This is a genomic window from Paraburkholderia sp. HC6.4b (assembly GCF_014200875.1).
GTDB classification, from domain to species: Bacteria; Pseudomonadota; Gammaproteobacteria; order Burkholderiales; family Burkholderiaceae; genus Paraburkholderia; species Paraburkholderia tuberum.
Genome location: NZ_JACHDC010000005.1, coordinates 190,482 through 216,558, shown reverse-complemented (window position 1 = coordinate 216,558; position 26,077 = coordinate 190,482). Strand labels below are relative to the sequence as shown.

Here is a 26,077-nt window from a genome sequence, read left to right as displayed (position 1 = left end):
CTTCCCATCAAGAGACGAGGTTCGCCATGAAGCGCATCACCGCAGTCATCAAACCGTTCAAACTCGACGAAGTGCGCGAGGCCCTCGCGGAAGTCGGCCTCACCGGCCTGACCGTTACCGAGGTCAAGGGGTTCGGCCGCCAGAAAGGGCATACCGAGCTCTATCGTGGTGCGGAATACGTGGTCGACTTTCTGCCGAAAGTGAAGATCGAAGTCGTGGTCGCGGACAGCCAGTGCGATCAGGTCATCGACGCGATCATCGGCGCGGCGCGTACCGGCAAGATCGGCGACGGCAAGATCTTCGTCGCGGACGTCGAGCGCGTCATCCGTATCCGTACCGGCGAAGAGAACGAAGCGGCCGTATAAGCTGTGCAATCACGCACCGGCCCGGTGCGCGCAACGGCAAAGACCGTGCGCCGAATAAAAAACGGTGCAATACCCTTGCGGATATCGCACCGATACGCGCCTCTCGCAGCAGCGTGAAAAAGATTCTCTCGAAGAAACCTGTATTGCACCCCGAGGGATGACCCTCGGGGCGCACCGTTCGATTAGAACGAGTGCTGGATACCTGCGTACACGCCGCTTTGCTGGCGGCCTTGCAGCGGGTTGTCCGTTGCAGCGGCGAAGCCCGCATTGTTCGCGTTCAGACCGAAGTTAGCATTGCGGCTGTTGCGCACCGTCGCGGCTTGCAGGTCGAGCAGCGTGCGCTTCGACAGGTTGTACGAACCGCCGATCGTGTAGATCGTCGCATTGCCCGCGCCGTTGTTGCCGTTCACGTGGTAGACCGCCGCGATCAGCGCTGCAGCCGGCGTTGCCTGCCACGTCACACCGCCCCATTCGTGATCGAGCGTGGTCGGCTGACCGGGCAGAACCCCCGTTGCGCCTGCCGAACGGACTGCCTGGTAAGCAGCCTGAATCTTGAACTGGCCGAGGAACACGTTCAGCAGAGCGGAGTACTCGCGCGATGCCGAAAATACGCCGCCAGCCGCATTGCCCGCGTTGATCACGTCGAGGTGCGGACCGTACAGACCGCCGTTCGCCGGGTTGCGGATTTCATCGTACAGACCGCGGACCTGGAAGAGCGACGTCGTGTAGGTGATCTGCGCACCAGCTTCGCGACCTTGCGGCGTCGTGCCGTTACCGTTCCAGCTCGTCGCGTTCGACAGCGCGTACTGACCGTAGAAGTCAAAGCCTGCGATCTTCGGCGACTGGTACGCGAAGTTGTTGCTCGACTGCGGCCAGTTGCGGCCACGCACCAGCGATGCCGACGACCAGTCCGACTGACCGAACGGGTCGAAGTCCCACACGCCGTTCGAGATGAAGAGCATGCGGCCCATCGTGAACGTACCGTACTGGTTGTTCGAAATACCGACCGTTGCCCAGCGATTGAAGAGACCGCCGCCGCCGGGACCTGCGCCCGTCATCGTGTTGAACGAGCCTTCCAACTGGAACAGGATCTTGTTGCCGGCGCCGATGTCCTCGACACCCTTCATGCCCCACAGGCTGGTGCCCCAGTCGCCGCTTTCCGCCTTGAAGCGGTTCGAACTGGTGTTGGCCGCGCCGTTGGCGTTAGCGCCGGTCGGGACGCCCGACATGTACTCGAGACCTGCATCCAAACGGCCATACAGCGTGACGCTACTCTGAGCGTGTGCAACAACGCCGGCCGACATCAGCGCAGCGACGAGCAAAGCTTTCTTCATCTTCTCCTCCATACCCTGTCAAAAAAGAAACCCAGTACTGCGAGTGGTGTTCGGACGCGATAAGCACCGAACAGAAAGCGGTACCAGGGAGAGTGGCGGGTGGATAGGGATTCTCCTGTCATGACATGTAGCGTCGAGCTATCTTTGCATCATGCCGATCCCACGCCGACCGGTTCTCCTCTGTGTTTTGAAGTGAAACTACTTTTAATCAACTTTGTTTTGCTACTTTGGTTACCAATTTATCAAAAATAACTTTAACTGGAAGAAGAAATTAGTACCGTCCACAAGGGGTGTCGCCAAATTGCAATACGAATGTGGGCCGGCGCCCGAAGCAGTTTCTCGGGAAAAGGCGCAAAGCCTTGTTCGGCAAGGGAATCGCGGCCTGGAAGCGGTCGGATTAAGGATTGCCACTATTGACGAGTAAAAAGTGGCAGTGTAGGGCGAAAACTCGGCCTGAATGGCCCGTTTTGTGGGATTTTCGGCGCTTTTTCGTCGTTCGAATGGCCGGGCGGTAGGACATGGTAAAAACGAAAAAGGCGCTCGTAAGCGCCTTGTAAAACTACATTGACTACATTTTCCATGCCATTCGCATCATAAGTCGCGGGGTAATTTTATTACTTGAGACTGCCCGACAGGAATTGCTTCAGACGTTCGCTCTTCGTGTTCCTGAACACTTCGTCGGGATGGCCTTCTTCCTCGACGCGGCCCTGGTGCAGAAACATAACGTGGTTCGACACATTGCGCGCGAAGCCCATTTCGTGCGTGACGACGATCATCGTGCGGCCTTCCTCGGCGAGCTTCTGCATTACCTTCAGCACTTCGCCGACGAGCTCCGGGTCGAGCGCGGAGGTCGGCTCGTCGAACAGCATCACGTCGGGGTGCATCGCCAGCGCCCGCGCGATCGCGACACGCTGCTGCTGGCCGCCCGACAGATGCGACGGATACTGCTTCTCGAGACGCGGCGCGAGACCGACCTTCTCCAGATATTCGCGCGCGCGGTCCTCGGCTTCCTTGCGCTTCAGACCGAGCACATGCACCGGCGCCTCGATGATGTTCTCGAGCACGTTCATGTGCGACCACAGGTTGAAGTGCTGGAACACCATCGAAAGCCTGGTGCGCACACGCTGCAACTGCTTCGGGTCCGACACGCGCAACGCGCCGTCCCTGGCGGTCTGCGTGCGCACTTCCTCACCGTCGACGAAAATGCGCCCCGCGTTCGGCTGTTCGAGAAAGTTGATGCAGCGGAGCATCGTGCTCTTGCCCGAACCGGACGAACCGATCACGCTGATCACGTCGCCGGCATTGGCTTTCAGCGACACGCCCTTGAGGACTTCGTTGTCGCCGTACTTTTTGTGAAGCTCGTCGACGAAGAGCTTCTGCTTCTTGGAGTTCATCAGGATCCTTAACGAGCTTGCTTGTCCAGGGACGCGCAGTTACTTGCCTTGCGGCCGCAGGTAAGCGAGCCAGCGACGCTCGGCGCGGCGGAACAGCCACACGAGCGCGAAAGAAATACACAGATACAGCAGCGCGGCGATGCCGAACGCATTGAACGACTGATACGTCGCGGAGTTCACGTCGCGCGCGATCTTCAGGATATCCGGCACCGTGGCCGTGAACGCGACGGTGGTCGCGTGCAGCATCAGGATCACTTCGTTGCTGTAGTAGGGCAGTGCGCGGCGCAGCGCCGACGGCAGAATCACGCGCCGGTACAGCGTGAACGACGACATGCCGTACGCGCGCGCCGCTTCGATCTCGCCGTAGGGCGTCGCCTTGATCGCGCCCGCGAAGATTTCGGTCGTGTACGCGCAGGTATTCAGCGTGAACGCGAGCAGCGTGCAGTGCATGCCGTCGCGAAAGAACGCGTTGGTCAGCTCGTTGTTGCGGATGATCTCGAGGCTGTAGAGACCCGTGTAGCACAGCAGCAGCTGCACGTAGAGCGGCGTGCCGCGGAAGATATACGTATAGAGCCACACGAGGCCCGCGAGCCATTTCTTCTTCGACACGCGCGCGACCGCGAGCGGCACCGACAGGCAGAAGCCGAGGCCGATCGACACGACCAGCAGCCATAACGTGATCGCGACGCCGGTGAAGCGATAGCCGTCGGTGAACAGATAGTTGCGCCAGTATTGCTGAATGATCTCGATCATAGATCCGCCTTTCGCACGCCGGTCGAGTAACGCTTTTCGAGGTACATCAGCACGAAGTTCGACACGGTGGTGATGACGAGATAGATCGCCCCCGCGAGCAGGGTAAAGAAGAAGAACCGCAAGGTGCCCTTGCCGGCGTCCTGCGAGGCCTTGACGACGTCGGCGAGACCGATGATCGACACGAGCGCGGTCGCCTTGACCATCACCTGCCAGTTATTGCCGATGCCCGGAAGCGCGAAGCGCATCATTTGCGGGAACATCACGCGCGAGAACACCTGCCAGCTCGTCATGCCGTAGGCGGCGCCCGCTTCGAGCTGGCCGCGCGGCACCGCGATAAACGCTCCGCGGAACGTCTCGGTGAAGTACGCGCCGTAGATGAAGCCGAGCACCGCGACGCCGGCCACGAACGGGTCGATGTCGATCTGCTCCCAGCCGAGCGCGTCGGTCAGGTTGTTCAGCCAGATCTGGATGCTATAGAACAGCAGCAGCATCAGCACGAGATCGGGCACGCCGCGCACGAGCGTCGTATACACCGTGCCGATGCCGTTCGACAGACGGTTCTTCGACAATTTCGCCGCCGCGCCGAGCAGGCCGAGCACGAACGCGAGCGCGAGCGAGAACACCGCCAGCTTGACGGTTTGCCAGGTGCCGCTGAGAAGCAGCGGGCCGTAGCCTTGAAGGAACATAGGTAGTCCACGACGATGCGCTTCTCGCGCACCGCGAAAGACGCGGCCCGCGTAGCGCCGCGTCGGGGACGAGCGCCTGGCTCGCCGTGATCCGCGGCGCACAGCGTGCCGCTGTGCAAATCATGCTGCAGAAACGTTGGTGCTCCTGCAGCGCGCTTGTGGGACTTTCGTCTCGGATTGTTTTGAATCTACTGCCTGGTGTCGCCACCTTCGTTGCCGCTTTCACCGCCACCGGCACGGGCCGGCTTACCACGCAGTATCCTGCCTGTTTCGCTCAACGGCCAGGATAAATGTCGAAATCGAAGTACTGCTTTTCGAGCTTCTTGAACGTGCCGTCCTGATGAACCTCGGCGAGCGCCTGATTGAACTTCGCCTTCAGCTCGGCATCGCCCTTGCGCAGACCGATCGCGGTGCCTTCGCCGATCGTCTGCGGATCCTTCACTTCCGGACCGGCCCAGGCGAACCCTTTGCCGCGCGGCGTCTTCAGAAAGCCGGCGTCGGCCTGCACTTCGTCCTGCAGCGCGGCGTCGAGGCGGCCCGACGCGAGATCCGCGTACACCTGGTCCTGATTCTGGTACGACACGACGAGCACGCCCTTCGGCTCCCACCAGGTCTTCGCGTACTGTTCCTGCGTCGAACCCTGCTCGACGCCGACGTGCTTGCCTTTCAGCGATTCAGGGGTGGGCAGAAGCGGCGAACCGGTTTTCGCAATCATGCGGGCGGGCGCGTCGAACATCCTGTCGGAGAAGTCGATCTGCTCGCGGCGCTTGTCGGTGACGCTCAGCGAGGAAATGATCGCGTCGAACTTGCGAGCTTTCAGCGCCGGGATGATGCCATCGAGATCCTGCGCGACCCACACGCACTTCACGTTCATCTTCGCGCACAGCGCGCGGGTCAGATCGGCATCGAAACCGACGATGTCGCCATCAGGCGACTTCGATTCGAATGGCGGATAACTTGCGTCGACCCCGATGCGCACCGTTTTCCATTCTTTCGCCATCGCGCCGGTGGCCGTGACTGCCAGAGCCACGCACAGTGCGAACTTCTTCATGTTTCTCCTGAATCAAACTGATCGTCGTAATGACACGACTCGACGAGCACCGGCCGAGGGCCGACGGTCGGTATTCTAGGCGGTCAAAATTGACGTGCCGCAGGGATCGTCGCCGCGCTCTGGTCGTCCTTGCGCGGGCGGGTTCGTCCGACGTGGCGCGCCGGTGCGGCGCGTTCGGTGCTTATCGGGCGTGGCTCGCACGGTCTGGTGCCGAGTCGAAGCCCGTCGCGCACCGGTTGCGGCCCGCCCGCCGAGGCTTGCCGGCGCGGCCTGCACGTCCCGCGGGACGTCCACGCGGCTTGAAAAGCGCGGTATTTTACCCGAAGAGCGGCAAGCTGCCAGCGCAGCGCGGCATCGAGCGGCAAGACGCCGTGCAACGCGTTGTGCGTGCGCGACGCCGGCGCGGTTTTGCGGGCGCCGGGCTGCCGGGCGCCGGGCTGCCGGGCGCGGGGCATCCGGGCGCCGGGCTTTCCGCGCGATGGGCTCGCCGGTCGCGCGATTGCATGCAGCGATGGAACGCTGCGGTGCGGTTGCGCACGATTGTTATGGGGGGGCGCAACCCCTACATTCCCAACATCGCTCTGATTGACTACTTACCGGGAGACTTTCCATGATCGAGATTCGCCGCTCCGCAGAACGCGGTCACGCCAACCACGGCTGGCTCGACTCGTATCACAGCTTCTCGTTTGCCGATTACCGCGACCCCGAGCACGTGCACTTCGGGCCGCTGCGCGTGATCAACGAAGACCGCATCGCCGGCGGTCAGGGTTTCGGCGCGCACGGGCATCGCGACATGGAGATCGTCACGTATGTGCTCGAAGGCGCGCTCGCGCATCGCGACAGCATGGGCAATGGCTCGACGATCCGTCCCGGCGACGTGCAGCGCATGAGCGCGGGCACCGGAGTGCAGCATAGCGAGTTCAACGCGTCGCGCGACGAACTCGCGCACTTGCTGCAGATCTGGATCATCCCGCGCCGCGCGGGCGACCAGCCCGGCTACGAGGAAAAGCGCTTCGACGCCGACAGCAAGCGCGGCCGCCTGCGCGTGATCGCGTCGCCCGACGGCCGTGACGGCTCGGTGACGATCCATGCGGACGCGTCGATCTACGCGGGACTGTTCGACGGCGCCGAACACGCGACGTTCGCGCTGCCGGCGGGGCGCCTCGGCTATCTGCACGTCGCGCGCGGCACGCTGAGCGTGAACGGCACGGTGCTCGAGGCGGGCGATGCCGCGAAGCTCAGCGACGTCGACACGGTGACGCTGGAAAAGGGCGACGACGCGGAAGTGCTGCTGTTCGATCTGGGTCAGTTGAACGGCTGATTCAGGCGGTTGATTCGCGCGGGCCGCCGATCGGGCAGCGAGCAGCGCCAAACAGCAACGCCACGGAAAACCTCTTCCGTGGCGTTTTTCTATTAGCGCGGCGCCCTCCCTGGCCCGCCTCGCGAATGCGCCGCTTATTGATTGGCGGCCGGCGCCGACGCCGCGCCCTTGTGATGCTCCCAGCGCTCGCGCATCTTCTCGTGACGCTGCTCCATCCGCGCGAAGCGCTGCTTCAGCGCCGTGCTGACGGTGGTCTTCTGCTGGTCGTTCAGGCCGTTATAGAACTTCAGCCACGCGTCGGTGGTTTGCTGACGCAGTTGCGCGTCCTTCTGCTCGATCTGCTGATGCGTCGCGGCCATCGCGTTCAGATCCAGGATCGGCTGTTGCTGTGCGGCCTTGAACTGATCTTGAACCTGCTTGTGGTTGGCGCGCATCGCTTCGCGGTTCTGCTTCATCGTATCGAGCGCGTTTTGCCACAGCTTTTCCTGATCCGCGTTCAGCTTCAGCCGGTCGTGGAGTTGGGTCAGTTCCTTCATGAAGTGGCCATGCCAGCCGCCGGGCCCGCCGTGCGCCTGCTCGGCGGGTTGGGCGGCGTAAGCGGCGCCAGCGCCGATGGCGAGAGCGGTGGCAGCAACGGCGAGAACGCGCGACATCTTTTTGGTGGACATATGAGGCTCCTTGTAATGGAATAGCCGACGAAGCAACCGGTCTTTGGACTGCCTGCACTCGGTAAGGCACAGCGTAGAGAACTGCGTGCGCCGCTGTGTTACGCGCCCGGACGCCGCTATTACCAGCAATTACGTGTGGCTTTCACCGTAACACCCGGTAACCCTTCAGACCGTTTGGAAAACGAAATCCCTTTTGGCTGCGCGTTAAACTTCATTCCATGGCTACTCAAATCCTGGTCGTCGACGACGACGTCGAACTGCGCGATCTGTTGCGCGACTATCTCGCCCGTCAGGGCATCGAAGTTTCGGTGCTGCACGACGCGGGCTCGCTCGAACGGCGCCTCGAGCGCGAGCGCCCCGACCTCATCGTGCTGGACCTGATGATGCCCGGCGTGGACGGCCTCACCGCGCTGCGCAAGTTGCGTGCGTCGGGCGACGATATCCCCGTCATCATGCTGACCGCGCGTGCGGACGACGTCGATCGTATAGTCGGGCTCGAACTCGGCGCCGACGATTACCTCGGCAAACCGTTCAATCCGCGCGAACTGCTCGCGCGCGTGCAGGCGGTGCTGCGGCGGCGCCGCACGCTGCCGTCGGCGGCCGCGCCCGAGCAGCGCGAGCCGTTCAGCTTCGGCCGCTTCACGCTGGATTTCCAGTCGCGCACGCTGCATCTCGAAGACAAGCCGCTCGCGCTGTCGGGCAGCGAGTTCGCGCTGCTGAAGATTTTCGTCAATCACCCGATGCGCACGCTCACGCGCGAGCGCCTGCTGGAACTGCTGCACGGTCCCGAGTACGACGGCACCGACCGCGGCATCGACGTGCAGGTGTGGCGCCTGCGTCGCATTCTCGAAACCGATCCATCCACGCCGCGCTTCATCCAGACCGTGCGCGGCCGTGGTTACGTGTTCGTGCCGGACGGCGAGCAGCATGCGTCGGCCCATTGATTCGCTGTTCGGGCGGCTCGCGCTGCTCGTCGTCGCGGTGCTGTTGCTGTCGCATTTCGCGTGGTATGCGCTGATGCGACTCGAACGTTCGCAACTGCAAACGCGCTACGCGGTCGAGGAAGCGACCTTCCTCGTCGACGCGGTGCGTCAGCACGTCGCCCGCACACCGGATCAACCGCTGCCGTCGCGTGTGAAGCTGGTCGACCCGGCGAGCCCGGACGTGCCGGCGGCCAGCGCTAACATGCCGCCGCCGCTCGCGCGTTTCGTCGAGGACGTGCGCGACCGCATGCCGGCCGACACCCAGGTGCGCGTCGGTCCGCCCGGCGCTCCGCCCATGCTATGGGTGCGCGCCGTGACCGATCAGAACTGGATCGTCGTGCCGGTGCAGCCGCTGCGCATGCCGCGCTCGCTCGACCGCACGGTCTTGTGGCTCGTCATCATTTTCTCGTTTGCGGTGATGGCGGCGCTGTTCGCCGCGTGGGCGCTGCAGCGGCCGCTGCGCTTGCTCGCGCAGGCGGTGGCGCGCTTCGGTCGCGGGCTGCCGGTGCCGCCGGTGCCCGAGCGCGGGCCGCGCGAGTTGCGGCAACTCACCCATGGCTTCAATCAGATGGTGCAGGAAGTCGCGCGCACCGAGAACGATCGTGCGGTGATGCTTGCCGGTGTCGCGCATGACCTGAAGACGCCGCTCGCGCGTCTGCGGCTGCGCGCCGAAATGATGGACGACGCGAAGACGCGCGACGGCGTCGTGCGCGACGTCGATTCGATGACGCATATCGTCGAGCAGTTCCTGCTGTTCGCGCACGACGGCGCGGACCGCAGCGAACCCGTGGAAGTGGATGCGCAGTGCGAGCGTGTCGTGCGCAGCTATCGGGCGGTGGCCAGCAGTGCGTCGACCGTGCACACGGAACTGAACGCCGGGCCGTCATTTCTGCTGCCGGCGGCCACGCTGGACCGGATTCTGTCGAATCTGATCGACAACGCGCATGCGTATGGCGCGCCGCCGGTGGTCGTCGCGACCGCGCGCACACCGCAGAGCTTTACGCTATCAATTAGCGACAGCGGCACGGGCATCGCCGCCCAGGACCTGATCAACGCGAGCCGGCCGTTCGTGCGGCTCGATCCGGCGCGAGGCGGCAACGGCCATAGCGGGCTGGGCCTTGCGATCGTCGAGCGGCTCGTGCGGCGCGCGGGCGGTGAATGGGAAATCGGCAATCATGGCGGCCGCGGTTTGCGGGTGTTGATGAGTTTTCCGTTCGACGTGCTGCCGCGGGTCGCGACCGCCTCGGAAAACGCCTGGTAGAAGCAGGGGTGTTGGCGTCGCGATGCGCGCGCGAGGCGTCGGCATCGCGAGCGGCGAGAGCTCAGTCCGAAAACAGCGTATTCAACGCGTTCGCCGTTTCGCTATCGACGGTATTCCACGTCACGGATTCCGCCTCGAAGATATAGTGCGTCGTATATTTGCCGAGGCGCGCGAGTATTTCCTCCTGAATCAGTTCCGGCGCGACCTCCAGTTTCAGATACCACGCGGTCGACGACAGACGCGTCTGGAACGCGCCGTATTCGGCGAGCAGATGGTCGAAAGCATCAGCGTCGTGATCGCGACAGACGATCACCAGATTTCCCTTCATGCGAATCTCCCGTTAGTGCGGTAGTGACAATCCGATATCAGGATTGATGATACCTGCTTCGTTGCGGGAGGCTCGGCGTCGTTTTCAGCGCGGGGCAGGGTGTCGGCGTGGGTTGGCTGAGCGGAGAGGGCGATACCGTCGCGCGCTGAATCTTTCGGCGAGCGTCAGGCATTCACCTGGCATTCACCAGGCATTCACCAGGCATTCACCGCGGTGCGCGTAGGCGGCGCCGTATCGTCGGGCGGCAGTGCTTCGGTGCGGTCGCGCCCGCCGGTCTTCGCCGCATACAGCGCGGTATCGGCGCGGCTCATGAGACGCTCGGGCAGATCGTCGGGCGACAGTTCGGTGATGCCGATGCTCACGCTCAGCCCCGCCGAGGCCGGCAGCTTCGGCGAGGGCACCGCTTTCAACCGCAGCCGCAGACGCTCGACGACTTCGCGCCCGCCCGTCAGATCGGTGGCCGGCAGCAGCAGGCCGAACTCTTCGCCGCCGAGCCGGCCGACCGCGTCGGAGCCACGCAGCTCGGCGCGACACGTATCGACGAAATGTTCGAGCGCGCGGTCGCCGGCGGCGTGGCCGAAGCGGTCGTTGATCTGCTTGAAGTGGTCGAGATCGGCGATCGCCATGCACAGCGGCTCGCGCCCCGCGTGCGCGCGATCGATCTCGTGGCGTAGCAGGTCGAGGAAATAGCGCCGCGACAGCGCGCCGGTCAACGCATCGTGCCGCGCCTCCGCCGACAGCAGCGTATTGGCCGACTGCAACTGCTCGGCGAGATCGCGTGTCGCGCGATGGTGGCGCCGCTCGCGCACGTAGGACACGGTGATCACCCACGCGAGCGCGACGGTGCCGGCCAGCGTCAGGAACACCAGCAGGTGGTCGCGCTTGTGGTTGCGCAGCAGCTCCGGCCACGCGGCGAGCGGATCGACTAGGTGCGCGGAGAGCCCCGAGTTCAGGCCGCCGCGGTTCTGATAGAGCGCCGGGGCCGGCTGTTCGATCATGCCGAACAGCTGCGCGGCGACCGACGCCGGCACCCACGGCGCCTGCTCACGCACTTGCGTGTCTTCGCGGATCAGCATGTCGGGGAACGTCTCCCGGCGGTAGATGATGCGCCGCTCGGCGGGGCTCATCAGCGTGACGCGCGAGTTCGGCAACGCGTGGCCTTCGAGCGCGCTGTTGTGCGCCATGATGATGACGCCGTTGTCGTCGGACACGAAGGTGCCCGCGTGCGCGACCCAGTGGCGCAACCGCGCGATGCCGACCTTCGCGACCACCGCGCCGACCAGCAGCCCGTCCGCGTACACCGGCGCGGCGATGAAGATGCCCGGCTCGCCGCTCGCGCGACCCACGCCGTAGGCTTCGGAGAATGCGCCGAGCAGCGCGTTGGTCAGATAGCCGCGCGCGCGCATGTCCACGCCGACGAACGATTGCTGCGCACCCTCGGGGTTCGACATCGTGCCGCTCGACGCAACACAGATGCCGTTCGCGTTGACGATCCATACCTGATCGAGCCCGGAGAAGCCCTGCGCTTCGTGCAGGAACCTGCTGACCCCGGCCATCTTCGGATCCTTGAGCAAGGCGGCTCGCAAAGCGGGTTCCGCCGCCTCGCTGTTCACGGCATAATTCTGCGATTGCACGAGGGCACGCTGCACCACGTCCATTTCGGCCATGGTTGCGGGGATGGCGCGGGACATCGCGAGGTCGCTGGCAATCACTTCAGCCATGTTGTCGACGATCGACGTGGACATTTGCCGCTGCGTGTGCAACGCCGCGTCCAGCTCTTGCTGTACCATCCGGTCCGCGACCATGCCAGCCACGAACCAGCAGACGAGTACGATCAGCACGAAGCTGACCGGCCCGGCTACCTGGCGCAAGGTTGTCCTGTTCATCGACCCTCTGATCCGTCTGGCTGTGACATGCAACTTGCTCGTTCGTGGGCAGCGCGCTCTCAACGCTGTGTCGTTATCTGCATCAGCTGCGGTTTCGTCCCGTCGCGAGCGAGGTGCGCTGCGCCGTCGCCATGCCCGGGATGATCCGCTGATAAACAGGTACGTCGTTTCCCGATTTTAACCGTCGCGGGGCACGATGCCACCGTTATTGCTGGGATGCCGCCTGCATATGCCGCGCCGATCCGATTCTTAACGGCAGCCGCGCCGCTTTCTTGATAGCTGTGCGGGCCAATGAAGCGATCGAGCGACGACGGCCGGGGCGACGCGCCGATGTGGCTTGCACGCCACGCCGCGAGACGGCCCCGCGACGTGTCACGCTGAAGCACCGGGCAGCAGAGTACAGTGCGGCGCGGCGACGCGTGCCGGGGCTTGCTGAAGCCTTACGCCACGGCCTCGCGAGGCCGTATCGCAATTTTCGGCGAAAGGTTGTGCCTGAAACATAGGATGGTGTAGTGTCGTGCCGTCCAAAACGAGGAAAGCCCGCCAGCCCTCGGGCGGCGCCCGCGGCGACAGGAGTTCGGCGTGATGGTTGTGGTCGTGGGCGACGCGTTCACGAACCTGCCCATTGCCGGCCCATGTGTCTCCAACGCTAACGATTTACCACGCACGCGCGTTTTGCCATGCCTGATTTCCGCTTTCCGGACCGACCCATAGACCGCCGCGGAGCAGCCGCGGCCTCCTTCGAGCGTTCGAATGCCTGTTTGAAGAGGGAGGGCATCTGATGGATTTCAGCTTCAACCTGAACCGCACCGCCAATGCGTCGGCATGGCGCGTGTTGCCCAACCGCTGGGACTTCGTCGCGTTCCCGCTGATCATCTGCCTGATCGCGATGGCGTCGATCGGCTTTCACGAGACGCTCGCGCCGATGTCGACGCTAAAGACGCAGGCGATCTCGCTCGATCCGGCCAACCTGCCCGAGTACGCGATGCGCACCACGCTGCGCATGCTCGCGGCGATGGTCGCGTCGCTGATCTTCACGCTGGTCTACGGGACGCTGGCCGCCAAGAGCCGCCGCGCCGGTCTCGTGCTGGTGCCGATTCTCGACATCCTGCAGTCGGTGCCGGTGCTCGGCTACATCTCGTTCACGGTGACGTTCTTCCTCGCGATGTTCCCGGGCCGCGTGCTCGGCGCCGAACTCGCCGCGATCTTCGCGATCTTCACGAGCCAGGCGTGGAACATGACGTTCAGCTTCTATCAGTCGCTGCGCACGGTGCCGCGCGATCTCGACGAAGTCTCGCGCGGCTTTCATCTGACTTCATGGCAGCGCTTCTGGAAACTCGAAGTGCCGTTCTCGATGCCCGGCCTGATCTGGAACATGATGATGTCGATGTCGGGCGGCTGGTTCTTCGTCGTGGCTTCCGAAGCGATCACGGTCGGCAATCATACGGTTACGCTGCCGGGCATCGGCGCCTACCTGGCGCAGGCGATCAGCGACAAGAACCTGCACGCGATCGGCTGGGTCATCCTCGCGATGACGGTCGTGATTCTCGCCTATGACCAGTTGCTGTTCCGTCCGCTCGTCGCGTGGGCCGACAAGTTCCGCATGGAGTTCACGAGTTCGGGCGATGCGCCGGAATCGTGGCTGCTCGACCTGATCCGCCGCACGCGGCTGATTCACCGGTTGCTCGTGCCGCTCGGCTGGATGTTCGCGCGCGCGGCTCGGGTGCGCTTCCAACTGCCGGCGTTCAGCGCGCCGCGCTTTCACATCCCGCAGCGCGAGAAGAACTCGAAGCTCGGCGACTTCATCTGGGCGGCGATCGTGCTGCTCGCCACGGTGTATGTGGTGTACCGCGTGTTCCTGTATGTGCGGACCGGCGTGACGCTCGACGAGATCGGCCACGTGTTGGTGCTGGGCCTGATCACGCTCCTGCGTGTGGTCGTGCTGATCGCGATCGCTTCCGTGATCTGGGTGCCCGTCGGCGTGCTGATTGGCCTGCGCCCCGCGCTCGCGGAAAAGATGCAGCCACTCGCGCAGTTCCTCGCGGCGTTCCCGGCGAATTTGCTGTTCCCGGTGTTCGTGATCGCGATCGTGCGCTTTCACCTGAATCCGGACATCTGGCTGTCGCCGCTGATCGTGCTCGGCACGCAGTGGTATATCCTGTTCAACGTGATTGCAGGTGCAAGCTCGTATCCGAACGACTACCGCGAGGCGGCCAAGAATTTCCACATTCGCGGCTGGCAGTGGTGGCGTCAGGCGATGCTGCCGGGCATTTTTCCGTACTACGTGACCGGTGCGATCACCGCGTCGGGCGGCGCGTGGAACGCGAGCATCGTTGCCGAGTTCGTGCAGTGGGGCGATACCAAGGTCGCCGCGCATGGCCTCGGCGCCTATATCGCGCAGACTACCGCGGCGGGCGACTATCCGAAGATCATCGTGGGCATCGCCGTGATGTCCCTATTCGTGACCCTGTTCAACCGTCTGCTGTGGCGTCCGATGTACGCCTACGCCGAAGGCAAGCTCCGTCTAGATTGAGAAATGAAGGCTTAACGCGATGCAAAATCCTAAAGCTGCTATGACCGCCGCGCCGATCCAGACGCCGCCGAAGCCCCCGCGCCTCGGTGAGGAAATCCTGCGCGTGAAGGACGTGTGCCGCGGCTTCAACAAGACGCAGGGCGAACTGCTCGTCCTCGACGACGCGAATCTGTCGCTGCGCGAGGGCGAGATCGTCGGCTTGCTTGGCCGTTCGGGCTCGGGCAAGTCGACGCTGTTGCGCATCATCGCCGGTCTGATCGAGCCGACCGACGGCGAAGTCACGTACATGGGCAAGCCGCTCGCAGGCCCGGCCAAGGGTGTCGCGATGGTGTTCCAGACCTTCGCGCTGTTTCCGTGGCTGACCGTGCTGCAGAACGTGGAAGCGGGTCTCGAGGCGCAAGGCGTCGGTGCGTCGGAGCGGCGCACGCGCGCGCTCGCCGCGATCGACCTGATCGGCCTCGACGGCTTCGAAAACGCGTATCCGCGCGAGTTGTCGGGTGGCATGCGCCAGCGCGTCGGCTTTGCGCGCGCGCTCGTCGTCGATCCGACGCTGCTGCTGATGGACGAGCCGTTTTCCGCACTCGACGTGCTGACCGCCGAAACGCTGCGTACCGACCTGCTCGATCTGTGGACGCAGGGGCGCATGCCGATCAAGGCGGTGCTGATCGTGACGCACAACATCGAGGAAGCGGTGTTCATGTGTGACCGCATTCTGGTGCTGTCGTCGAACCCGGGCCGCGTGATCGCCGAGATCAAGGTGCCGTTCAAGCATCCGCGCAACCGTCTGGACCCGGCATTCCGCCGCCTCGTCGACGAGATCTACGCGAAGATGACCGCGCGTCAGACCGACGAAAAGACCAAGAAGGGGCTGGAGCTCGGTAGCTGGCTGCCGCACGTGTCGACCAACCTGATGGCCGGTCTGATCGAAACGCTCGCCGCCGCGCCGTATCACGGCCGCGCGGACATGCCGGAAATCGCGCGCTCGCTGCATCTGGAGGTCGACGATCTATTCCCGATCGCTGAAGTGCTGCAGCACCTCGGTTTCGCCGACGTGCGCGAGGGCGACATTTTCCTGACGCCGCCGGCGCGCGTGTTCTCCGAGTTCGGCACGCAGGAACGGAAGATGATGTTCGCCGAGCATCTGCTGCGGCACGTGCCGCTCGCGGCGCGGATCAAGAAGGTGTTGAACGAGCGGCCCGGACATCGCGCGCCGCGCGTGCGTTTCGAGCAGGAGCTCGAGGACTTCCTGTCGGACAGCGCGGCGGAAGAGACGCTCGACGCGGTCATCAACTGGGGCCGTTACGGCGAGATCTTTTCGTATAACGACCAGACCGAAATCTTCAGTCTGGAAGACGTGGAGTCTTAAGCCTGGGTTGCCGCGGAAACGACTGCGGTTCAGACAAAAAAGCGGCGAGGAAAACCTCGCCGCTTTTTTATTGCAGATTGCCCCAGCGTGCAACCGCCGGCTCGGCCGTCGCCCACTTCCAACCCTTGTCCTGCTGGCACGCGCTCGCCGTGAACCACCTCTCGGGCGCGTTCGGGCCGTCGCCGTCCTGCACCGAGAACACGAAATCCTTGCACAGCGCGAGCGCCGAGCTGAACGCGCGGGTCACGCGCACCTCGCCATGGCCGTTTTCGATCGGCAAGGTGTGCTTGACCGACCACGGTTTCGTTTCGCCGACCGGCATTGTGCCGACGAGCGCCGCCATCAGATCCTGCTGATCCTTGTGCATGCTGCGCATGTAGCGCGCGACCGCTTCGTCGGTCGCGGCCTGCACGGCCACGCCGACGCCGAGCGCGACGGCCGGATTGCTGGTCACGAGGCCCGATGCGATACCCGCCGCCGCGCCGCTCGCCGCGCCGATCGACGCGCAGCCGCTCGCCAGCAGGCTCGCGCCGACGCATAGCGCGCCGGCCGCGATGAGCCGCATCCGATCACCCATCGGAACGCCAAGCGAACGCAATTTCATTGCAGCGCACCCCAGCGCTCGGTGGCGGGTTCGGCGGACGCCCAACGCCAGTCCTTACCATCACGGCAAACCGATGCGATGTAGAACGCGCTGCTCGCGGGCTTGTCGCGCGTTGCGTTTTGATCGACGGAAAAGACGATTTCCTTGCAGTCGAGCTGGCCGGTGCTGATCAGACGGCTGACGGTCACGCGGCCGTGTTCGTCGTCTTCGATCGGGAAAGAGTGGGTGATGCTCCACGGGGCGACCGCGCCGACCTCGAGCGGACCGGCCGCCTGCGCGATGCTGTTCTGCGTATTCGTGTGAACTACGCGCTCCGAGTACTGCACACCGGCGCGCGCGGCGGCGACCGCGCCAAGACCGATACCGGTCGCGACCGCCGCATTGCTGGTGACCTTGTTGGCGACCGCGGCGCCCGCGACACCGGCGCCAGCGACCGCGCCTTCCGTGTACAACGAACTGCAGCCGCTCAATGCCGACGAAACCGCCAGCGCCAGCGCGATCAGCGCCGTTACGTGGGGGCGTTTGCCAGCGACAACGGACTTCGCGTTGACAGCCCACACCATGTTCTTTTGCATTTCTCCCGTCCCTGCCCGTACAGGTGCCTGCGTTCACGCTTCGCGCGTGTAAACGAAGGACACGTCGTTCATTATGCAGCCGCATTGTGCAGGATGCGTTTTGTAATTGGCAGCGAAAAAATGCAAGAAATTGCAAAACATCGTGCGCTGCGATGTTTTCTGTCGCATGGGCGGGCTTACCTGGCTGTGCCAGGTATTGAGGACATCAGGTGAATTTGCCGTCGGCGTGAGACGTAGAGCAGGTGAATTCGGTGCCGCGAAACGCGCGGCGAAAGGATCATGACGAACAGCGCAACAGCTGGCCGCCGCCATCGGCGCACGGCTCGCGTTGCACCGTGCCTATGAGTCGGCTTCGTCTTCCCCGCTTTCGTCGCCGTATGCGCTCAGCCGGTTGTACAGCGTTTTGAGGCTCACGCCGAGCGCTTTGGCAGCGCGTCGCTTGTCGCCGCCGCAATACTTGAGGGTGCCGAGAATGATCTGCTTCTGCGCGTCGGCGAGCGGCGTGCCGATCCACACGCTCATCGTGTCGCCTTGAGTGACCGCTTTCTTGACTCGCGACGCAAGATGCGGATGCGGCAATTCAACCGTCTTTTCCGCGAGAATGAACGCGCGATAGACGGCGTTCTTCAACTCGCGCACGTTGCCCGGCCACGACCATGAACGCAGCGTTTCGATCGAGCGTTTGCTGAAGCTCTTGTTGGTGCCTTCCTGCTGATTCAATTGCGCGAGGAAGTGTTGCGCGAGCAGCTCGCGATCGTTTTCGCGCTCGCGCAGCGGCGGCGCGCGCAGCGGAAACACCGCGAGCCGGTACATCAGATCCTCGCGCAAGCCGTTTTCCTTGACGGCTACCGCGGGGTCGCGATTGGTCGCGGCGATCACGCGCACGTTGCCGCTGATCAACTCGTTGCCGCCGACGCGATAGAACGTGCCGGTTTCGAGCGCGCGCAGCAGCTTGACCTGGCGCACCGGCGCCATTTCGGTGATTTCGTCCAGAAACAGCGTGCCGCCGTTCGCATGTTCGAAGTAGCCGACGCGGCCCTGGACCGCGCCGGTGAAGCTGCCTTTTTCGTGGCCGAACAGTTCGGCTTCGATCAGCTCATCGGGAATCGCGCCGCAGTTCACGGCGACGAACGCGCCGTCCTTGCGGCCGCTGCGCTCGTGAATGGTGCGGGCGATCAGCTCCTTGCCGGTGCCCGATTCGCCGATGATCAGCGCGGTCGCGTCGGTATCCGCGACGCGTTCGATCTGTTCGTACAGATCGAGCATTACCGGCGACGAGCCGTACAGCAGCCCGTACGATTTCAGTCCCGCGACGGCGTCCGCGACGCGCTGCTTCGCTTGTGGCGAAGCATTGCCACCGGCGGACACGGTGCGCGAGTCCAGATCGATTGACGCCATAAAAAGGGAAGTCCTGTGCAAATGGAGTTCGTGTTGCGGCGCGCAGGCCTTGAATGCGATAGACCGTACAGCCACTATCTCATAAAAGACGATTTAACCACTTCGACACTGATTCCGGCAATCGAACTGGCAGCCGCTGAAATAGCCGTGCGCGCAATCGGTCGAAAGTGCGCGAGATTGGCTTTATCAGCGCGCTGGAGCGGTAAATATACCGGGCACATGCATTGCATCATTGACCGTTTGATCGAGTCGTGCGAGGTTTGACGGCTACGTCGCAGCGCCGCCGGCCAGCGCAAACCGCCAACCCGCATCGTGCGCCCGAAGCCCGAACTGTTGCACCGGTCGACGCACCGATTCCGCGGCAACGCACGAACGCCGAATCAGACGAGGAGTGAACGATGACTGACACCACACAACAACTTGCACTCGGCGGACAGAAGATCGTCGAGGATCTTCGGGTGCTGCTGAGGGACTCGGAGGAAATGCTGCGGCTCGCCGCCAACGTGCCGGGCGAAGGCGTCGGCGCCTTGCGCGACCGGCTCGGCACGCACGTGGAAACGCTGCAATCGACGCTCGGCGATGCGCAACGCAACGTGCATCGCCGGTATCGCGGGGCGGCGGTCAGCGCCGAGCACTATGTGCGCCATAACCCGTGGCGCTCGCTCGCGCTCGCGGCGGGCACCGGTTTTCTGCTCGGCGTGCTGGTCGCGCGTTAGACGCGGCGCACGCTTGGCACGGCTGCATTCATCCGCATCACGATCCAAGGAGTTCATGATGACACGACCCACCATTGGTTTTTTTGGCGCATTGATGGCAATCGGCGGCTTCCTGGCGGTTCGCTACGTGCAACACAAGCGCACGGGCCAGGTCTCACCGGCGCGCGAGCTGAGCCGCTGGGAAAACGAGGGCGGCGCGGTGGCGGCGCCGGCGACTTTGTCGACCGAGCTGGCGCCTGCCTCGCACAGCGCCAACGGCTCGGGGCAGGTCAACGGCGAACCCCGCGCATGGCCGTTTCCGCGCGGCTGACGCGGTTCGCTCGAATGCAACGCGGCGTGCCGCCGGCGCTTGGAACGGGATTGTTAAACTTGTAAAGCCGTATAATAGGTAAATGGACAACAATGACGTGGAAGTTGGCGCGAATTTGGCCGTTATTGTTGCAATTTTTCATCAAATGGTCGGCGGAACGGAACGCAATCGATTCCGCGTCATGCAGCCGACCCGACCCAGCCGCATGCCCATTGGCATGTTCCGCATATTTTCTGACCCACGCTTGCAGGCTTTCGAAACGCGATGCCACATGTACTCATTGTCGATGACGACGCAGGTACCCGCGAGGCACTTTCCGCCGTCATCGGGGAAGACGGGCTGACCACCGCCACCGCGGGCGATCTGCGCGAAGCGCGTATTCAACTGATCCGGCAGATGCCGGACGTCGTTTTCACCGACCTGAAGCTGCCCGACGGCAGCGGGGTCGATCTGTTCGAAGATCTCGATCCGCGCTCCGGCGTCGAAGTGATCGTGATCACCGGCCACGCGACGGTCGAGTCGGCGGTCAGCGCACTGAAAATGGGCGCGGCCGACTACCTCGTGAAGCCGATCAATATGCAGCGCGTGAAGTCGATCCTGTCGCGCCTGCCGCGCGCCGGCGACCTGAAGGCCGAAATCGGCACGCTGCGCGGCGAGTTGCGCCGCATGGGCCGCTTCGGTCTGATGCTCGGCAATTCGCCGGCGATGCAGGAAGTCTACGACCAGATCAGCCGCGTCGCGCCGACGGCGGCCTCGGTGATGCTGGTCGGCGAATCGGGCACCGGCAAGGAAGTTGCCGCGCAGACGCTGCACGAGCTGAGCCTGCGCCGCAAGCACGCGTTCCTCGCGGTCAACTGCGGCGCGATTTCGCCGAATCTGATCGAATCGGAAATGTTCGGCCACGAGCGCGGTTCGTTCACCGGCGCGGACCGGCAGCACAAGGGCTATTTCGAGCGCGCGAACGGCGGCACGCTGTTCCTCGACGAAATCACCGAGATGCCGATCGAGCTGCAGGTAAAGCTGCTGCGCGTGCTCGAGACCGGCATGTTCATGCGCGTCGGCACGACCAAGGAAATCGAAACCGACGTGCGTCTGATCGCGGCCACCAATCGCGATCCCGAGCAGGCGGTGCTCGAAGGCAAGCTGCGGCTCGATCTGTACCACCGGCTGAACGTGTTTCCGATCAGCCTGCCGCCGCTGCGCGATCGCGGCAAGGACGTCGAGCTGCTCGCGCAATCGTTCCTCGATGAGCTCAACGAGCGTCACGGCACGAAGAAGCATTTCCCTGTCGCGGTGAAGGACATGCTGCTGTCGTATCCGTGGCCGGGCAATGTGCGCGAGCTGAAGAACTACGTGCAGCGCGCGCACATCATGTCGAGCGGGGATTCGGATAGCACGGCGACGGTGCCGTTGCAAATCACGCTGTCGAAGCCCGCGGCCGGCACCGCGATCACGATCCCGTTCGGCACCTCGCTCGCGGAAGCCGACCGTCAGCTGATTCTTGCGACGCTCGAGCAATGCGGCGGCGTGAAGACGCGCGCCGCGGAAATTCTCGGCATCAGCCTGAAGACGCTTTACAACCGGCTCGTCGAGTACGGCAACGATGCGCGCGACGACGGCGATCCCACCGACGAATCACGCGCACTCGGCGGCGCGGACGCCTGATCCGCGCCTCGTTCGCACGTCATCCGCGTCCCCAGTATCCGCCCGTCCGGGCTTCCGGGCGGGCACCCGAATGGCACAAGCCTTGCTGCGCTCCGGTGGAACGCAAAACGAGGTCACCGACATGCCGCACCTGCCGCATTACGCCGCCGTTTCCGCGCCGTCCAGGCGGTTGCACGCTCATCGGCCCGAACCGGTCGAGCCGCCCACTGCACCTCCCATCGCGCCGCCGGACCCGGCCGAACCCGACACGATCCCCGGCCCGACACCCGATCCGATCGAACCCGTCGAACCGGTCACGCCGCCGATCGGCGATCCGCCGCCGCAGCCGACGCAAACGCCTCAGGCCACCGACCTCCGTCGCGACCGCGGCAATGTTGATACGACCGTCGATGTCGGCGCCCTGTCGCGCACTCGATGGAACCACATCCCGCACTGCAAGGCGCCATGCCCTGGGTCGGTGCAGAACATTGCTGTATTTGTTACAAAGCCGGCGCATGTTTTACCGGCAGTTTACGGTTTCGCCCCCTAGACTGTAGGGATGCCGCGACAAGCGGCAGGCTTCCCCCGGAGGCACGATCATGAGACACCCCGCATTGCGACGTTCCGCGCGGCACTCCAAGCGCGGGCCACGGCCGGCCGAGGTCGAGACTGAGCCGGTGGTGTCGCCGGACCCGGCCGCGCAGAATCGGATCGCCCCGCATACGCCGCCGGACGGCGAGCACAACCAGGGCGGGGTGCGTCAGGAAGGCCTCGAATACCAGCGCGATCTGGGCTCGGAGCAGGATGCCTGAGGCAGCGTAGCACCCGGGCGGGGGTATCCCGGCGACCGGGATACCGGTAAGAAAGACCTTCGCATTCGTCGGATTTAACAGAAAAATGTTCTTCGCAATCCGTGATGATTGCGGGGATTCGCTCGTTTGTCACATTTTCATACAAGTTTATTTCTGATATCTCATATATCGGCACGATGATTGCGTGCACCGTTTTGGCGCAATTCCGCATACAACGAAACAATGGAGCACTAATGAGCAGATTGATCGTGGTATCGAATCGTGTCGCACCGATTCAGGAAGCGCGTCCGGCGGCGGGCGGGCTCGCGATCGGCGTGCTGGACGCACTGAAGGAGACCGGCGGCGTCTGGTTCGGTTGGAGCGGCGAAACGGTCAGCGAGCCATCCGCGCCCGTGATCGAGAAGCAGGGCAACGTCACCTACGCGACTGTGGGCCTCACCAAGCGCGATTACGACGAGTACTACCGCGGTTTTTCGAACACCACGTTGTGGCCGACCTTCCACTATCGCAACGACCTGTCCCGCTACGACCGCGAGGACTACGCGGGCTACCAGCGCGTCAACGCGACGCTCGCCAAGCAGCTCAAGGAACTGCTCAAGCCCAGCGACATCATCTGGGTGCACGACTACCATCTGCTGCCGTTCGCGCGCTGCCTGCGCGAGCTCGGCGTGAAGAACCCGATCGGCTTCTTCCTGCACATTCCGTTTCCGGTGCCCGAAGTGTTGCGCACGATTCCGCCGCATGAAGAACTCGTCAAGGCGATGTGCAGCTACGACGTGATCGGCTTTCAGACCGAGGCGGATCGCCAGTCGTTCGTCGACTATATCGAGCGCGGTCACCATGGCACGTCGAGCGAAGACGGCATGGTGCACGCGTACGACCGCTTCCTGAAGGTCGGCGCGTACCCGATCGGCATCTATCCCGACGCGATCGCGAAGGCCGCCGAGCAGTTCACCGACCGCAAGGCGGTGCGCAGCCTGCGCGACGGCATGCGCGGGCGCAAGCTGATCATGAGCGTCGACCGGCTCGATTATTCGAAGGGGCTGGTCGAGCGCTTCCAGGCATTCGAGCGGCTGTTGCAGAACGCGCCCGGCTGGCACGGCCGCGTGTCGCTCGTGCAGATCGCGCCGCCGACCCGCGCCGACGTGCAGACCTATCAGCGCATCCGGCAAACGCTCGAAGGCGAGGCGGGCCGCATCAACGGCCGGTTCGCGCAGCTCGACTGGACGCCGATCCAGTATCTGAACCGCAAGTACGAGCGCAATCTGCTGATGGCGCTCTTCCGCCAGTCGCAGGTCGGCTATGTGACGCCACTGCGCGACGGCATGAACCTGGTGGCCAAGGAGTACGTCGCGTCGCAGGATCCGGCCGATCCGGGCGTACTCGTGCTGTCGCAATTCGCGGGCGCGGCCGAGCAGTTGCCGGGCGCGCTCGTCGTCAATCCGTTCGATCTGTCGCAGATGGCCGAAGCGCTCGAGCGCGCATTAGCGATGCCGCTCGCCGAACGTCAGGCGCGTCATGCGGACATGATGGAGCCGATGCGCGAGAGCAACCTGTCAGTGTGGCGCGATACGTTGCTCGATGATCTGCGCCACGTCGCGACCGCGTCTTCGGTGACGGCCAAAGCGGTAAAGCTCGCTGACGTGACGGCATCGCCCTGAGCCGACAGGCGCGGCCCGCGCAGGCGGGCGGCGCCTGTGCCGCTCACGTCGTGCATGGAGTGACAGGGAAGATCAAAGCAAAAAGGCGTGCATCGCCTCGTGCGATGCGCGCCTTTTATCGTGCATGTCTTGCGCGCGTAACGGCCACAGCCCTCAGGCCGGCTGCGCCGCCTTCTGCACGACCCGCATCGTGCTGACGACCGCCGCGATCGCCGAGAACCCCGCGGCCACGTACAGCGCGATGATCGTCCCGCTCTGCGGCGCGACGCCGAAGATCAGCGCGACCAGCGCCGCGCCGAGCGTTTGCCCGGTCAGGCGCGCGGTGCCGAGCATGCCGCTCGCGCCGCCGCTGCGTTCGCGCGGCGCGGACGACAGCATCGTGCGATTGTTCGGCGACTGGAAGATGCCGAAGCCCGCGCCGCACAGCGCCATGCGCCACGAAATCTGCAGCGCGTCCGGGTGAGGCCCGAGCGTCGCGAGCAGCAGCAGGCCGACGGTCATCGCGGCGAGCCCGACGCCGCCGAGCCAGCCGGCCGATATCCTGTCCGACAGCACGCCGGCAATGGGCGCCGCGATGATGATGATCGCGGGCCAGGGCGTCATCAAAAGACCCGTTTCGACCTGCGACATGCCGAACGTTTCCTGCAGCAGGAACGGCAGCGACACGAACGCGAGCATCTGCGCGCAGAACGAGCAGACCGACGTGCCGATCGACAGCGCGAACACCGGAATACGCAGCAGGTCGATCGGCAGCAGCGGGGCGGGCCGCGTCAGCTGGCGACGCACGAAGAAGTAGCCGATGACCAGCGCTCCGAGCGCCTCGAGCGTCACGTAGCCGAAACGCTCGCCGTGGCCGAGGCCATCGACCGCGAAAATCAGCAGGCCGAACACGAACGCATTCATCACCGCGCTCAGATAGTCGTACGGGGATTCGTGGCCGGGGTTCATCGGCAGCGCCTTGAAGCCGCCGACGATCGCCGCGATCCCGATCGGCACGTTGATCGCGAACAGCCACGGCCAGCTCGCGATCGCGAGCACGCCCGAGGCGACCGTCGGCCCGACCGCCGACGACACCGCCACCACCATCGCGTTGATCGAGACGCCGCGCCCGAGCTGGTTGGGCGGATAGATCATGCGCACGATCGCGGTGTTCACGCTCATGATGCCGGCCGCGCCGAAGCCCTGGATCACTCGCGCGAGCGCGAGCGTCGCCAGCGAGTTCGACAGCGCGCAACCGAACGACGCGATCGTGAACAGGATCAGGCCCGACAGATAAATGCGCCGGTAGCCGATGCGGTCGCCGAGCGACGCGAGCGGCAGCAGCGAGATCGTGATCGCGAGCTGATACGCGTTGACGACCCAGATCGACGCGGCGGCGCTCGCATTGAGGTTGCGCGCGATCGTCGGCAGCGCGACGTTGGCGATCGCGCTGTCGAGCACCGCGAGCGTCAGCGAGAGCGCGATGACGAGCATCGCCCAGTAGCGTTGTGGGACCGGTAGGCCCAGTTCCTTGCCTTCGAAGCGGGAAGTGGAGGACGTCGAGCCGTCCGTGCGCGGGGAGGGTGCGTGCATCGATTGTTTGATTTGTCGGAGATGTTGGCGCGCCTGTGCGCGGCTCACGCGCTGGCCGCTGCGGGGCGTATCGGTCGGCGCGGCGCCGGCGTTACCGGGCGCCGGCGCCGCGCGTGCGTTATTTGAGTTCGTAAAGGCCCGTGTGGGTCGTCGAATCGATTTCGTTCAGGTGCGTCATGAAGCGCGCGACCGCGTTGGTGGTTTCCGCGCTGACCGGCAGATGCGGCACTTTCAGCGCATGCAGCCGGAAGATATAGCGATGCGTGCGATCGCCGCGCGGCGGCGCGGCGCCGCCGAAGCCGACCGTCCCATAGTCGTTGCGCACCTGCATCGCGCCCTGCGGCAGCAGCGAGCCGTCGGCCTTGCCGGCGTTGCGCGGCAGCGAGCGCGCGTCGGCCGGAATGTTCACGACGACCCAATGCCAGAAGCCGCTGCCGGTCGGCGCGTCGGGATCGTGAACGGTGAGCGCGAAGCTTTGCGTGTCCGCGGGCGGCGCTTCCCATTGCAGCGACGGCGAGATGTTTTCGCCATCGCCGCCGAACGCCTTGTCGTTGTACTCGTGGGCTCTCGGCATGAAGCCGTTGGTGGGAAAATCGTCGGACCAGAGACGGAAGTCAGCCATGATGTGCCTCCCTTGTTGATTGGTTCTGGGATCGTCGGAGTTCGCGATGTCGCGGCGGGCGAGGCGCATCTCGTGGCATGCCGAAGCGCGTGAGGACGTGCCGCGAAAGCGCCTGGAAGCACCCGGAAAACGCCGCCGAAGCGTGCCTCGAGGCAGCTCGAAAGCGCGCCGGGTGAGCTTTTCGAGTGTAGCACCAGCGGCCGCGAGACTCGCGCGAGCCGGGCAGGTCGCGCG

The 26,077-nt window shown here is 64.3% G+C and carries 25 protein-coding genes and 1 pseudogene; 12 read left to right on the top strand and 14 right to left on the bottom strand.

Annotated elements, in window-relative coordinates; translation table 11 throughout:
• Positions 1-26: 26 nt before the first annotated feature.
• Positions 27-365: a P-II family nitrogen regulator gene (gene glnK, locus HDG34_RS09715; protein WP_013088783.1), complete on the top strand. Its 339-nt coding sequence runs from the start codon at positions 27-29 to the stop codon at positions 363-365.
• 182 nt (positions 366-547) lie between these two features.
• On the opposite strand, the gene HDG34_RS09710 is transcribed toward glnK, so the two are convergent.
• From HDG34_RS09710 to HDG34_RS09690, 5 genes are all read right to left on the bottom strand, one after another.
• Positions 548-1,699: a porin gene (locus tag HDG34_RS09710; RefSeq protein WP_184059539.1), complete on the bottom strand. Its 1,152-nt coding sequence runs from the start codon at positions 1,697-1,699 to the stop codon at positions 548-550.
• A 614-nt stretch (positions 1,700-2,313) separates the two neighbouring features.
• The gene (locus HDG34_RS09705; protein WP_184059537.1) at positions 2,314-3,093 is read right to left on the bottom strand and encodes an ABC transporter ATP-binding protein; all 780 of its coding nucleotides are present in this window, start codon (positions 3,091-3,093) and stop codon (positions 2,314-2,316) included.
• Positions 3,094-3,132: 39 nt separating this feature from the next.
• Positions 3,133-3,846: an ABC transporter permease gene (locus tag HDG34_RS09700; protein ID WP_018419774.1), complete on the bottom strand. Its 714-nt coding sequence runs from the start codon at positions 3,844-3,846 to the stop codon at positions 3,133-3,135.
• Positions 3,843-4,532: an ABC transporter permease gene (locus HDG34_RS09695; RefSeq protein WP_184007926.1), complete on the bottom strand. Its 690-nt coding sequence runs from the start codon at positions 4,530-4,532 to the stop codon at positions 3,843-3,845. The genes HDG34_RS09700 and HDG34_RS09695 overlap by 4 nt, the downstream gene beginning before the upstream one ends.
• 274 nt (positions 4,533-4,806) lie before the next feature.
• Positions 4,807-5,583, bottom strand: coding sequence for an ABC transporter substrate-binding protein (locus HDG34_RS09690; protein WP_184059535.1), 777 nt, complete (start codon positions 5,581-5,583; stop codon positions 4,807-4,809).
• A gap of 610 nt (positions 5,584-6,193) precedes the next feature.
• Between HDG34_RS09690 and HDG34_RS09685 the strand changes: the two genes are divergently transcribed.
• Positions 6,194-6,904 carry a pirin family protein gene (locus tag HDG34_RS09685; protein ID WP_018419778.1) on the top strand — a complete coding sequence of 237 codons (711 nt, stop codon included), beginning with the start codon at positions 6,194-6,196 and terminating at the stop codon, positions 6,902-6,904.
• Positions 6,905-7,038: 134 nt separating this feature from the next.
• Here the strand turns inward: HDG34_RS09685 and HDG34_RS09680 are convergent, their stop codons facing one another.
• On the bottom strand, positions 7,039-7,572 hold the full coding sequence (locus HDG34_RS09680) for a periplasmic heavy metal sensor (RefSeq protein ID WP_090803559.1): 534 nt from the start codon (positions 7,570-7,572) through the stop codon (positions 7,039-7,041).
• Positions 7,573-7,790: 218 nt separating this feature from the next.
• Here HDG34_RS09680 and HDG34_RS09675 point away from each other — a divergent pair, with 218 nt between their 5' ends.
• Both HDG34_RS09675 and HDG34_RS09670 read left to right on the top strand, forming a co-directional pair.
• On the top strand, positions 7,791-8,516 hold the full coding sequence (locus HDG34_RS09675; protein WP_090803560.1) for a response regulator: 726 nt from the start codon (positions 7,791-7,793) through the stop codon (positions 8,514-8,516).
• The gene (locus tag HDG34_RS09670) at positions 8,500-9,816 is read left to right on the top strand and encodes an ATP-binding protein (RefSeq protein WP_184059533.1); all 1,317 of its coding nucleotides are present in this window, start codon (positions 8,500-8,502) and stop codon (positions 9,814-9,816) included. Before HDG34_RS09675 ends, HDG34_RS09670 begins: the two co-directional genes overlap by 17 nt.
• 61 nt (positions 9,817-9,877) lie before the next feature.
• Here the strand turns inward: HDG34_RS09670 and HDG34_RS09665 are convergent, their stop codons facing one another.
• Together HDG34_RS09665 and HDG34_RS09660 are read right to left on the bottom strand one after the other, a co-directional pair.
• On the bottom strand, positions 9,878-10,144 hold the full coding sequence (locus tag HDG34_RS09665; protein WP_018419782.1) for a hypothetical protein: 267 nt from the start codon (positions 10,142-10,144) through the stop codon (positions 9,878-9,880).
• Between the two features lie 194 nt (positions 10,145-10,338).
• Positions 10,339-12,030 carry a sensor domain-containing diguanylate cyclase gene (locus HDG34_RS09660; RefSeq protein ID WP_184059531.1) on the bottom strand — a complete coding sequence of 564 codons (1,692 nt, stop codon included), beginning with the start codon at positions 12,028-12,030 and terminating at the stop codon, positions 10,339-10,341.
• A gap of 781 nt (positions 12,031-12,811) precedes the next feature.
• On the opposite strand from HDG34_RS09660, the gene HDG34_RS09655 reads away from it, so the two are divergent.
• Positions 12,812-14,563, top strand: coding sequence for an ABC transporter permease subunit (locus tag HDG34_RS09655; protein ID WP_184059529.1), 1,752 nt, complete (start codon positions 12,812-12,814; stop codon positions 14,561-14,563).
• Positions 14,564-14,582: 19 nt separating this feature from the next.
• Positions 14,583-15,929: an AAA-associated domain-containing protein gene (locus tag HDG34_RS09650; RefSeq protein WP_026225663.1), complete on the top strand. Its 1,347-nt coding sequence runs from the start codon at positions 14,583-14,585 to the stop codon at positions 15,927-15,929.
• A gap of 67 nt (positions 15,930-15,996) precedes the next feature.
• Here the strand turns inward: HDG34_RS09650 and HDG34_RS09645 are convergent, their stop codons facing one another.
• The 3 genes from HDG34_RS09645 to HDG34_RS09635 all read right to left on the bottom strand — a co-directional run bounded on the left by HDG34_RS09645 (position 15,997) and on the right by HDG34_RS09635 (position 18,506).
• A complete protein-coding gene (locus HDG34_RS09645) occupies positions 15,997-16,533 on the bottom strand; it encodes a hypothetical protein (RefSeq protein ID WP_090803568.1) in 537 nt (178 codons plus the stop codon).
• Complete coding sequence (locus HDG34_RS09640) at positions 16,530-17,108, bottom strand: hypothetical protein (RefSeq protein ID WP_184059527.1); 579 nt, start codon at positions 17,106-17,108, stop codon at positions 16,530-16,532. The genes HDG34_RS09645 and HDG34_RS09640 overlap by 4 nt, the downstream gene beginning before the upstream one ends.
• A gap of 339 nt (positions 17,109-17,447) precedes the next feature.
• Positions 17,448-18,506 (bottom strand): sigma-54-dependent Fis family transcriptional regulator, encoded by a 1,059-nt coding sequence (locus HDG34_RS09635; RefSeq protein WP_184059525.1) that lies wholly within the window; start codon positions 18,504-18,506, stop codon positions 17,448-17,450.
• Positions 18,507-18,904: 398 nt separating this feature from the next.
• Here HDG34_RS09635 and HDG34_RS09630 point away from each other — a divergent pair, with 398 nt between their 5' ends.
• Together HDG34_RS09630 and HDG34_RS09625 are read left to right on the top strand one after the other, a co-directional pair.
• Positions 18,905-19,222, top strand: a complete 318-nt coding sequence (locus tag HDG34_RS09630) for a YqjD family protein (RefSeq protein ID WP_184059523.1) — start codon at positions 18,905-18,907, stop codon at positions 19,220-19,222.
• A gap of 58 nt (positions 19,223-19,280) precedes the next feature.
• Positions 19,281-19,532 carry a hypothetical protein gene (locus tag HDG34_RS09625; RefSeq protein ID WP_018419790.1) on the top strand — a complete coding sequence of 84 codons (252 nt, stop codon included), beginning with the start codon at positions 19,281-19,283 and terminating at the stop codon, positions 19,530-19,532.
• Here the strand turns inward: HDG34_RS09625 and HDG34_RS09620 are convergent.
• The gene (locus tag HDG34_RS09620) at positions 19,492-19,803 is read right to left on the bottom strand and encodes a hypothetical protein (protein ID WP_184059521.1); all 312 of its coding nucleotides are present in this window, start codon (positions 19,801-19,803) and stop codon (positions 19,492-19,494) included. The two genes, HDG34_RS09625 and HDG34_RS09620, sit on opposite strands and share 41 nt — an antisense overlap.
• On the opposite strand from HDG34_RS09620, the gene HDG34_RS09615 reads away from it, so the two are divergent.
• The 4 genes and pseudogenes from HDG34_RS09615 (at position 19,797) to otsA (ending at position 23,649) form a co-directional block, all read left to right on the top strand.
• The gene (locus HDG34_RS09615; protein ID WP_184045722.1) at positions 19,797-21,197 is read left to right on the top strand and encodes a sigma-54 dependent transcriptional regulator; all 1,401 of its coding nucleotides are present in this window, start codon (positions 19,797-19,799) and stop codon (positions 21,195-21,197) included. The genes HDG34_RS09620 and HDG34_RS09615 overlap by 7 nt on opposite strands.
• Before the next feature lie 130 nt (positions 21,198-21,327).
• Positions 21,328-21,575: pseudogene (locus HDG34_RS09610) on the top strand (hypothetical protein).
• Positions 21,576-21,775: 200 nt separating this feature from the next.
• Positions 21,776-21,988 (top strand): hypothetical protein, encoded by a 213-nt coding sequence (locus HDG34_RS09605; RefSeq protein WP_026225665.1) that lies wholly within the window; start codon positions 21,776-21,778, stop codon positions 21,986-21,988.
• 233 nt (positions 21,989-22,221) lie between these two features.
• The gene (otsA, locus tag HDG34_RS09600; protein WP_184059519.1) at positions 22,222-23,649 is read left to right on the top strand and encodes an alpha,alpha-trehalose-phosphate synthase (UDP-forming); all 1,428 of its coding nucleotides are present in this window, start codon (positions 22,222-22,224) and stop codon (positions 23,647-23,649) included.
• A 153-nt stretch (positions 23,650-23,802) separates the two neighbouring features.
• Here otsA and HDG34_RS09595 read toward each other — a convergent pair whose 3' ends face one another.
• Together HDG34_RS09595 and HDG34_RS09590 are read right to left on the bottom strand one after the other, a co-directional pair.
• Positions 23,803-25,221 carry an MFS transporter gene (locus HDG34_RS09595; protein WP_184059517.1) on the bottom strand — a complete coding sequence of 473 codons (1,419 nt, stop codon included), beginning with the start codon at positions 25,219-25,221 and terminating at the stop codon, positions 23,803-23,805.
• Between the two features lie 118 nt (positions 25,222-25,339).
• On the bottom strand, positions 25,340-25,843 hold the full coding sequence (locus HDG34_RS09590; RefSeq protein ID WP_018419796.1) for a YbhB/YbcL family Raf kinase inhibitor-like protein: 504 nt from the start codon (positions 25,841-25,843) through the stop codon (positions 25,340-25,342).
• Positions 25,844-26,077 lie beyond the last annotated feature (234 nt).

Bases quoted from the DNA above. Each gene is read 5' to 3' on its own strand.
- otsA (WP_184059519.1), top strand. From the start codon at position 22,222: ATGAGCAGATTGATCGTGGTATCGAATCGTGTCGCACCGATTCAGGAA.
- HDG34_RS09655 (WP_184059529.1), top strand. From the start codon at position 12,812: ATGGATTTCAGCTTCAACCTGAACCGCACCGCCAATGCGTCGGCATGG.
- HDG34_RS09670 (WP_184059533.1), top strand. From the start codon at position 8,500: ATGCGTCGGCCCATTGATTCGCTGTTCGGGCGGCTCGCGCTGCTCGTC.
- HDG34_RS09700 (WP_018419774.1), bottom strand. From the start codon at position 3,846: ATGATCGAGATCATTCAGCAATACTGGCGCAACTATCTGTTCACCGAC.
- glnK (WP_013088783.1), top strand. From the start codon at position 27: ATGAAGCGCATCACCGCAGTCATCAAACCGTTCAAACTCGACGAAGTG.
- HDG34_RS09615 (WP_184045722.1), top strand. From the start codon at position 19,797: ATGCCACATGTACTCATTGTCGATGACGACGCAGGTACCCGCGAGGCA.
- HDG34_RS09605 (WP_026225665.1), top strand. From the start codon at position 21,776: ATGAGACACCCCGCATTGCGACGTTCCGCGCGGCACTCCAAGCGCGGG.
- HDG34_RS09685 (WP_018419778.1), top strand. From the start codon at position 6,194: ATGATCGAGATTCGCCGCTCCGCAGAACGCGGTCACGCCAACCACGGC.
- HDG34_RS09645 (WP_090803568.1), bottom strand. From the start codon at position 16,533: ATGAAATTGCGTTCGCTTGGCGTTCCGATGGGTGATCGGATGCGGCTC.
- HDG34_RS09690 (WP_184059535.1), bottom strand. From the start codon at position 5,583: ATGAAGAAGTTCGCACTGTGCGTGGCTCTGGCAGTCACGGCCACCGGC.
- HDG34_RS09650 (WP_026225663.1), top strand. From the start codon at position 14,583: ATGCAAAATCCTAAAGCTGCTATGACCGCCGCGCCGATCCAGACGCCG.
- HDG34_RS09705 (WP_184059537.1), bottom strand. From the start codon at position 3,093: ATGAACTCCAAGAAGCAGAAGCTCTTCGTCGACGAGCTTCACAAAAAG.
- HDG34_RS09625 (WP_018419790.1), top strand. From the start codon at position 19,281: ATGACACGACCCACCATTGGTTTTTTTGGCGCATTGATGGCAATCGGC.
- HDG34_RS09675 (WP_090803560.1), top strand. From the start codon at position 7,791: ATGGCTACTCAAATCCTGGTCGTCGACGACGACGTCGAACTGCGCGAT.
- HDG34_RS09660 (WP_184059531.1), bottom strand. From the start codon at position 12,030: ATGAACAGGACAACCTTGCGCCAGGTAGCCGGGCCGGTCAGCTTCGTG.
- HDG34_RS09595 (WP_184059517.1), bottom strand. From the start codon at position 25,221: ATGCACGCACCCTCCCCGCGCACGGACGGCTCGACGTCCTCCACTTCC.
- HDG34_RS09695 (WP_184007926.1), bottom strand. From the start codon at position 4,532: ATGTTCCTTCAAGGCTACGGCCCGCTGCTTCTCAGCGGCACCTGGCAA.
- HDG34_RS09590 (WP_018419796.1), bottom strand. From the start codon at position 25,843: ATGGCTGACTTCCGTCTCTGGTCCGACGATTTTCCCACCAACGGCTTC.
- HDG34_RS09630 (WP_184059523.1), top strand. From the start codon at position 18,905: ATGACTGACACCACACAACAACTTGCACTCGGCGGACAGAAGATCGTC.
- HDG34_RS09665 (WP_018419782.1), bottom strand. From the start codon at position 10,144: ATGAAGGGAAATCTGGTGATCGTCTGTCGCGATCACGACGCTGATGCT.
- HDG34_RS09635 (WP_184059525.1), bottom strand. From the start codon at position 18,506: ATGGCGTCAATCGATCTGGACTCGCGCACCGTGTCCGCCGGTGGCAAT.
- HDG34_RS09680 (WP_090803559.1), bottom strand. From the start codon at position 7,572: ATGTCCACCAAAAAGATGTCGCGCGTTCTCGCCGTTGCTGCCACCGCT.
- HDG34_RS09710 (WP_184059539.1), bottom strand. From the start codon at position 1,699: ATGAAGAAAGCTTTGCTCGTCGCTGCGCTGATGTCGGCCGGCGTTGTT.
- HDG34_RS09640 (WP_184059527.1), bottom strand. From the start codon at position 17,108: ATGCAAAAGAACATGGTGTGGGCTGTCAACGCGAAGTCCGTTGTCGCT.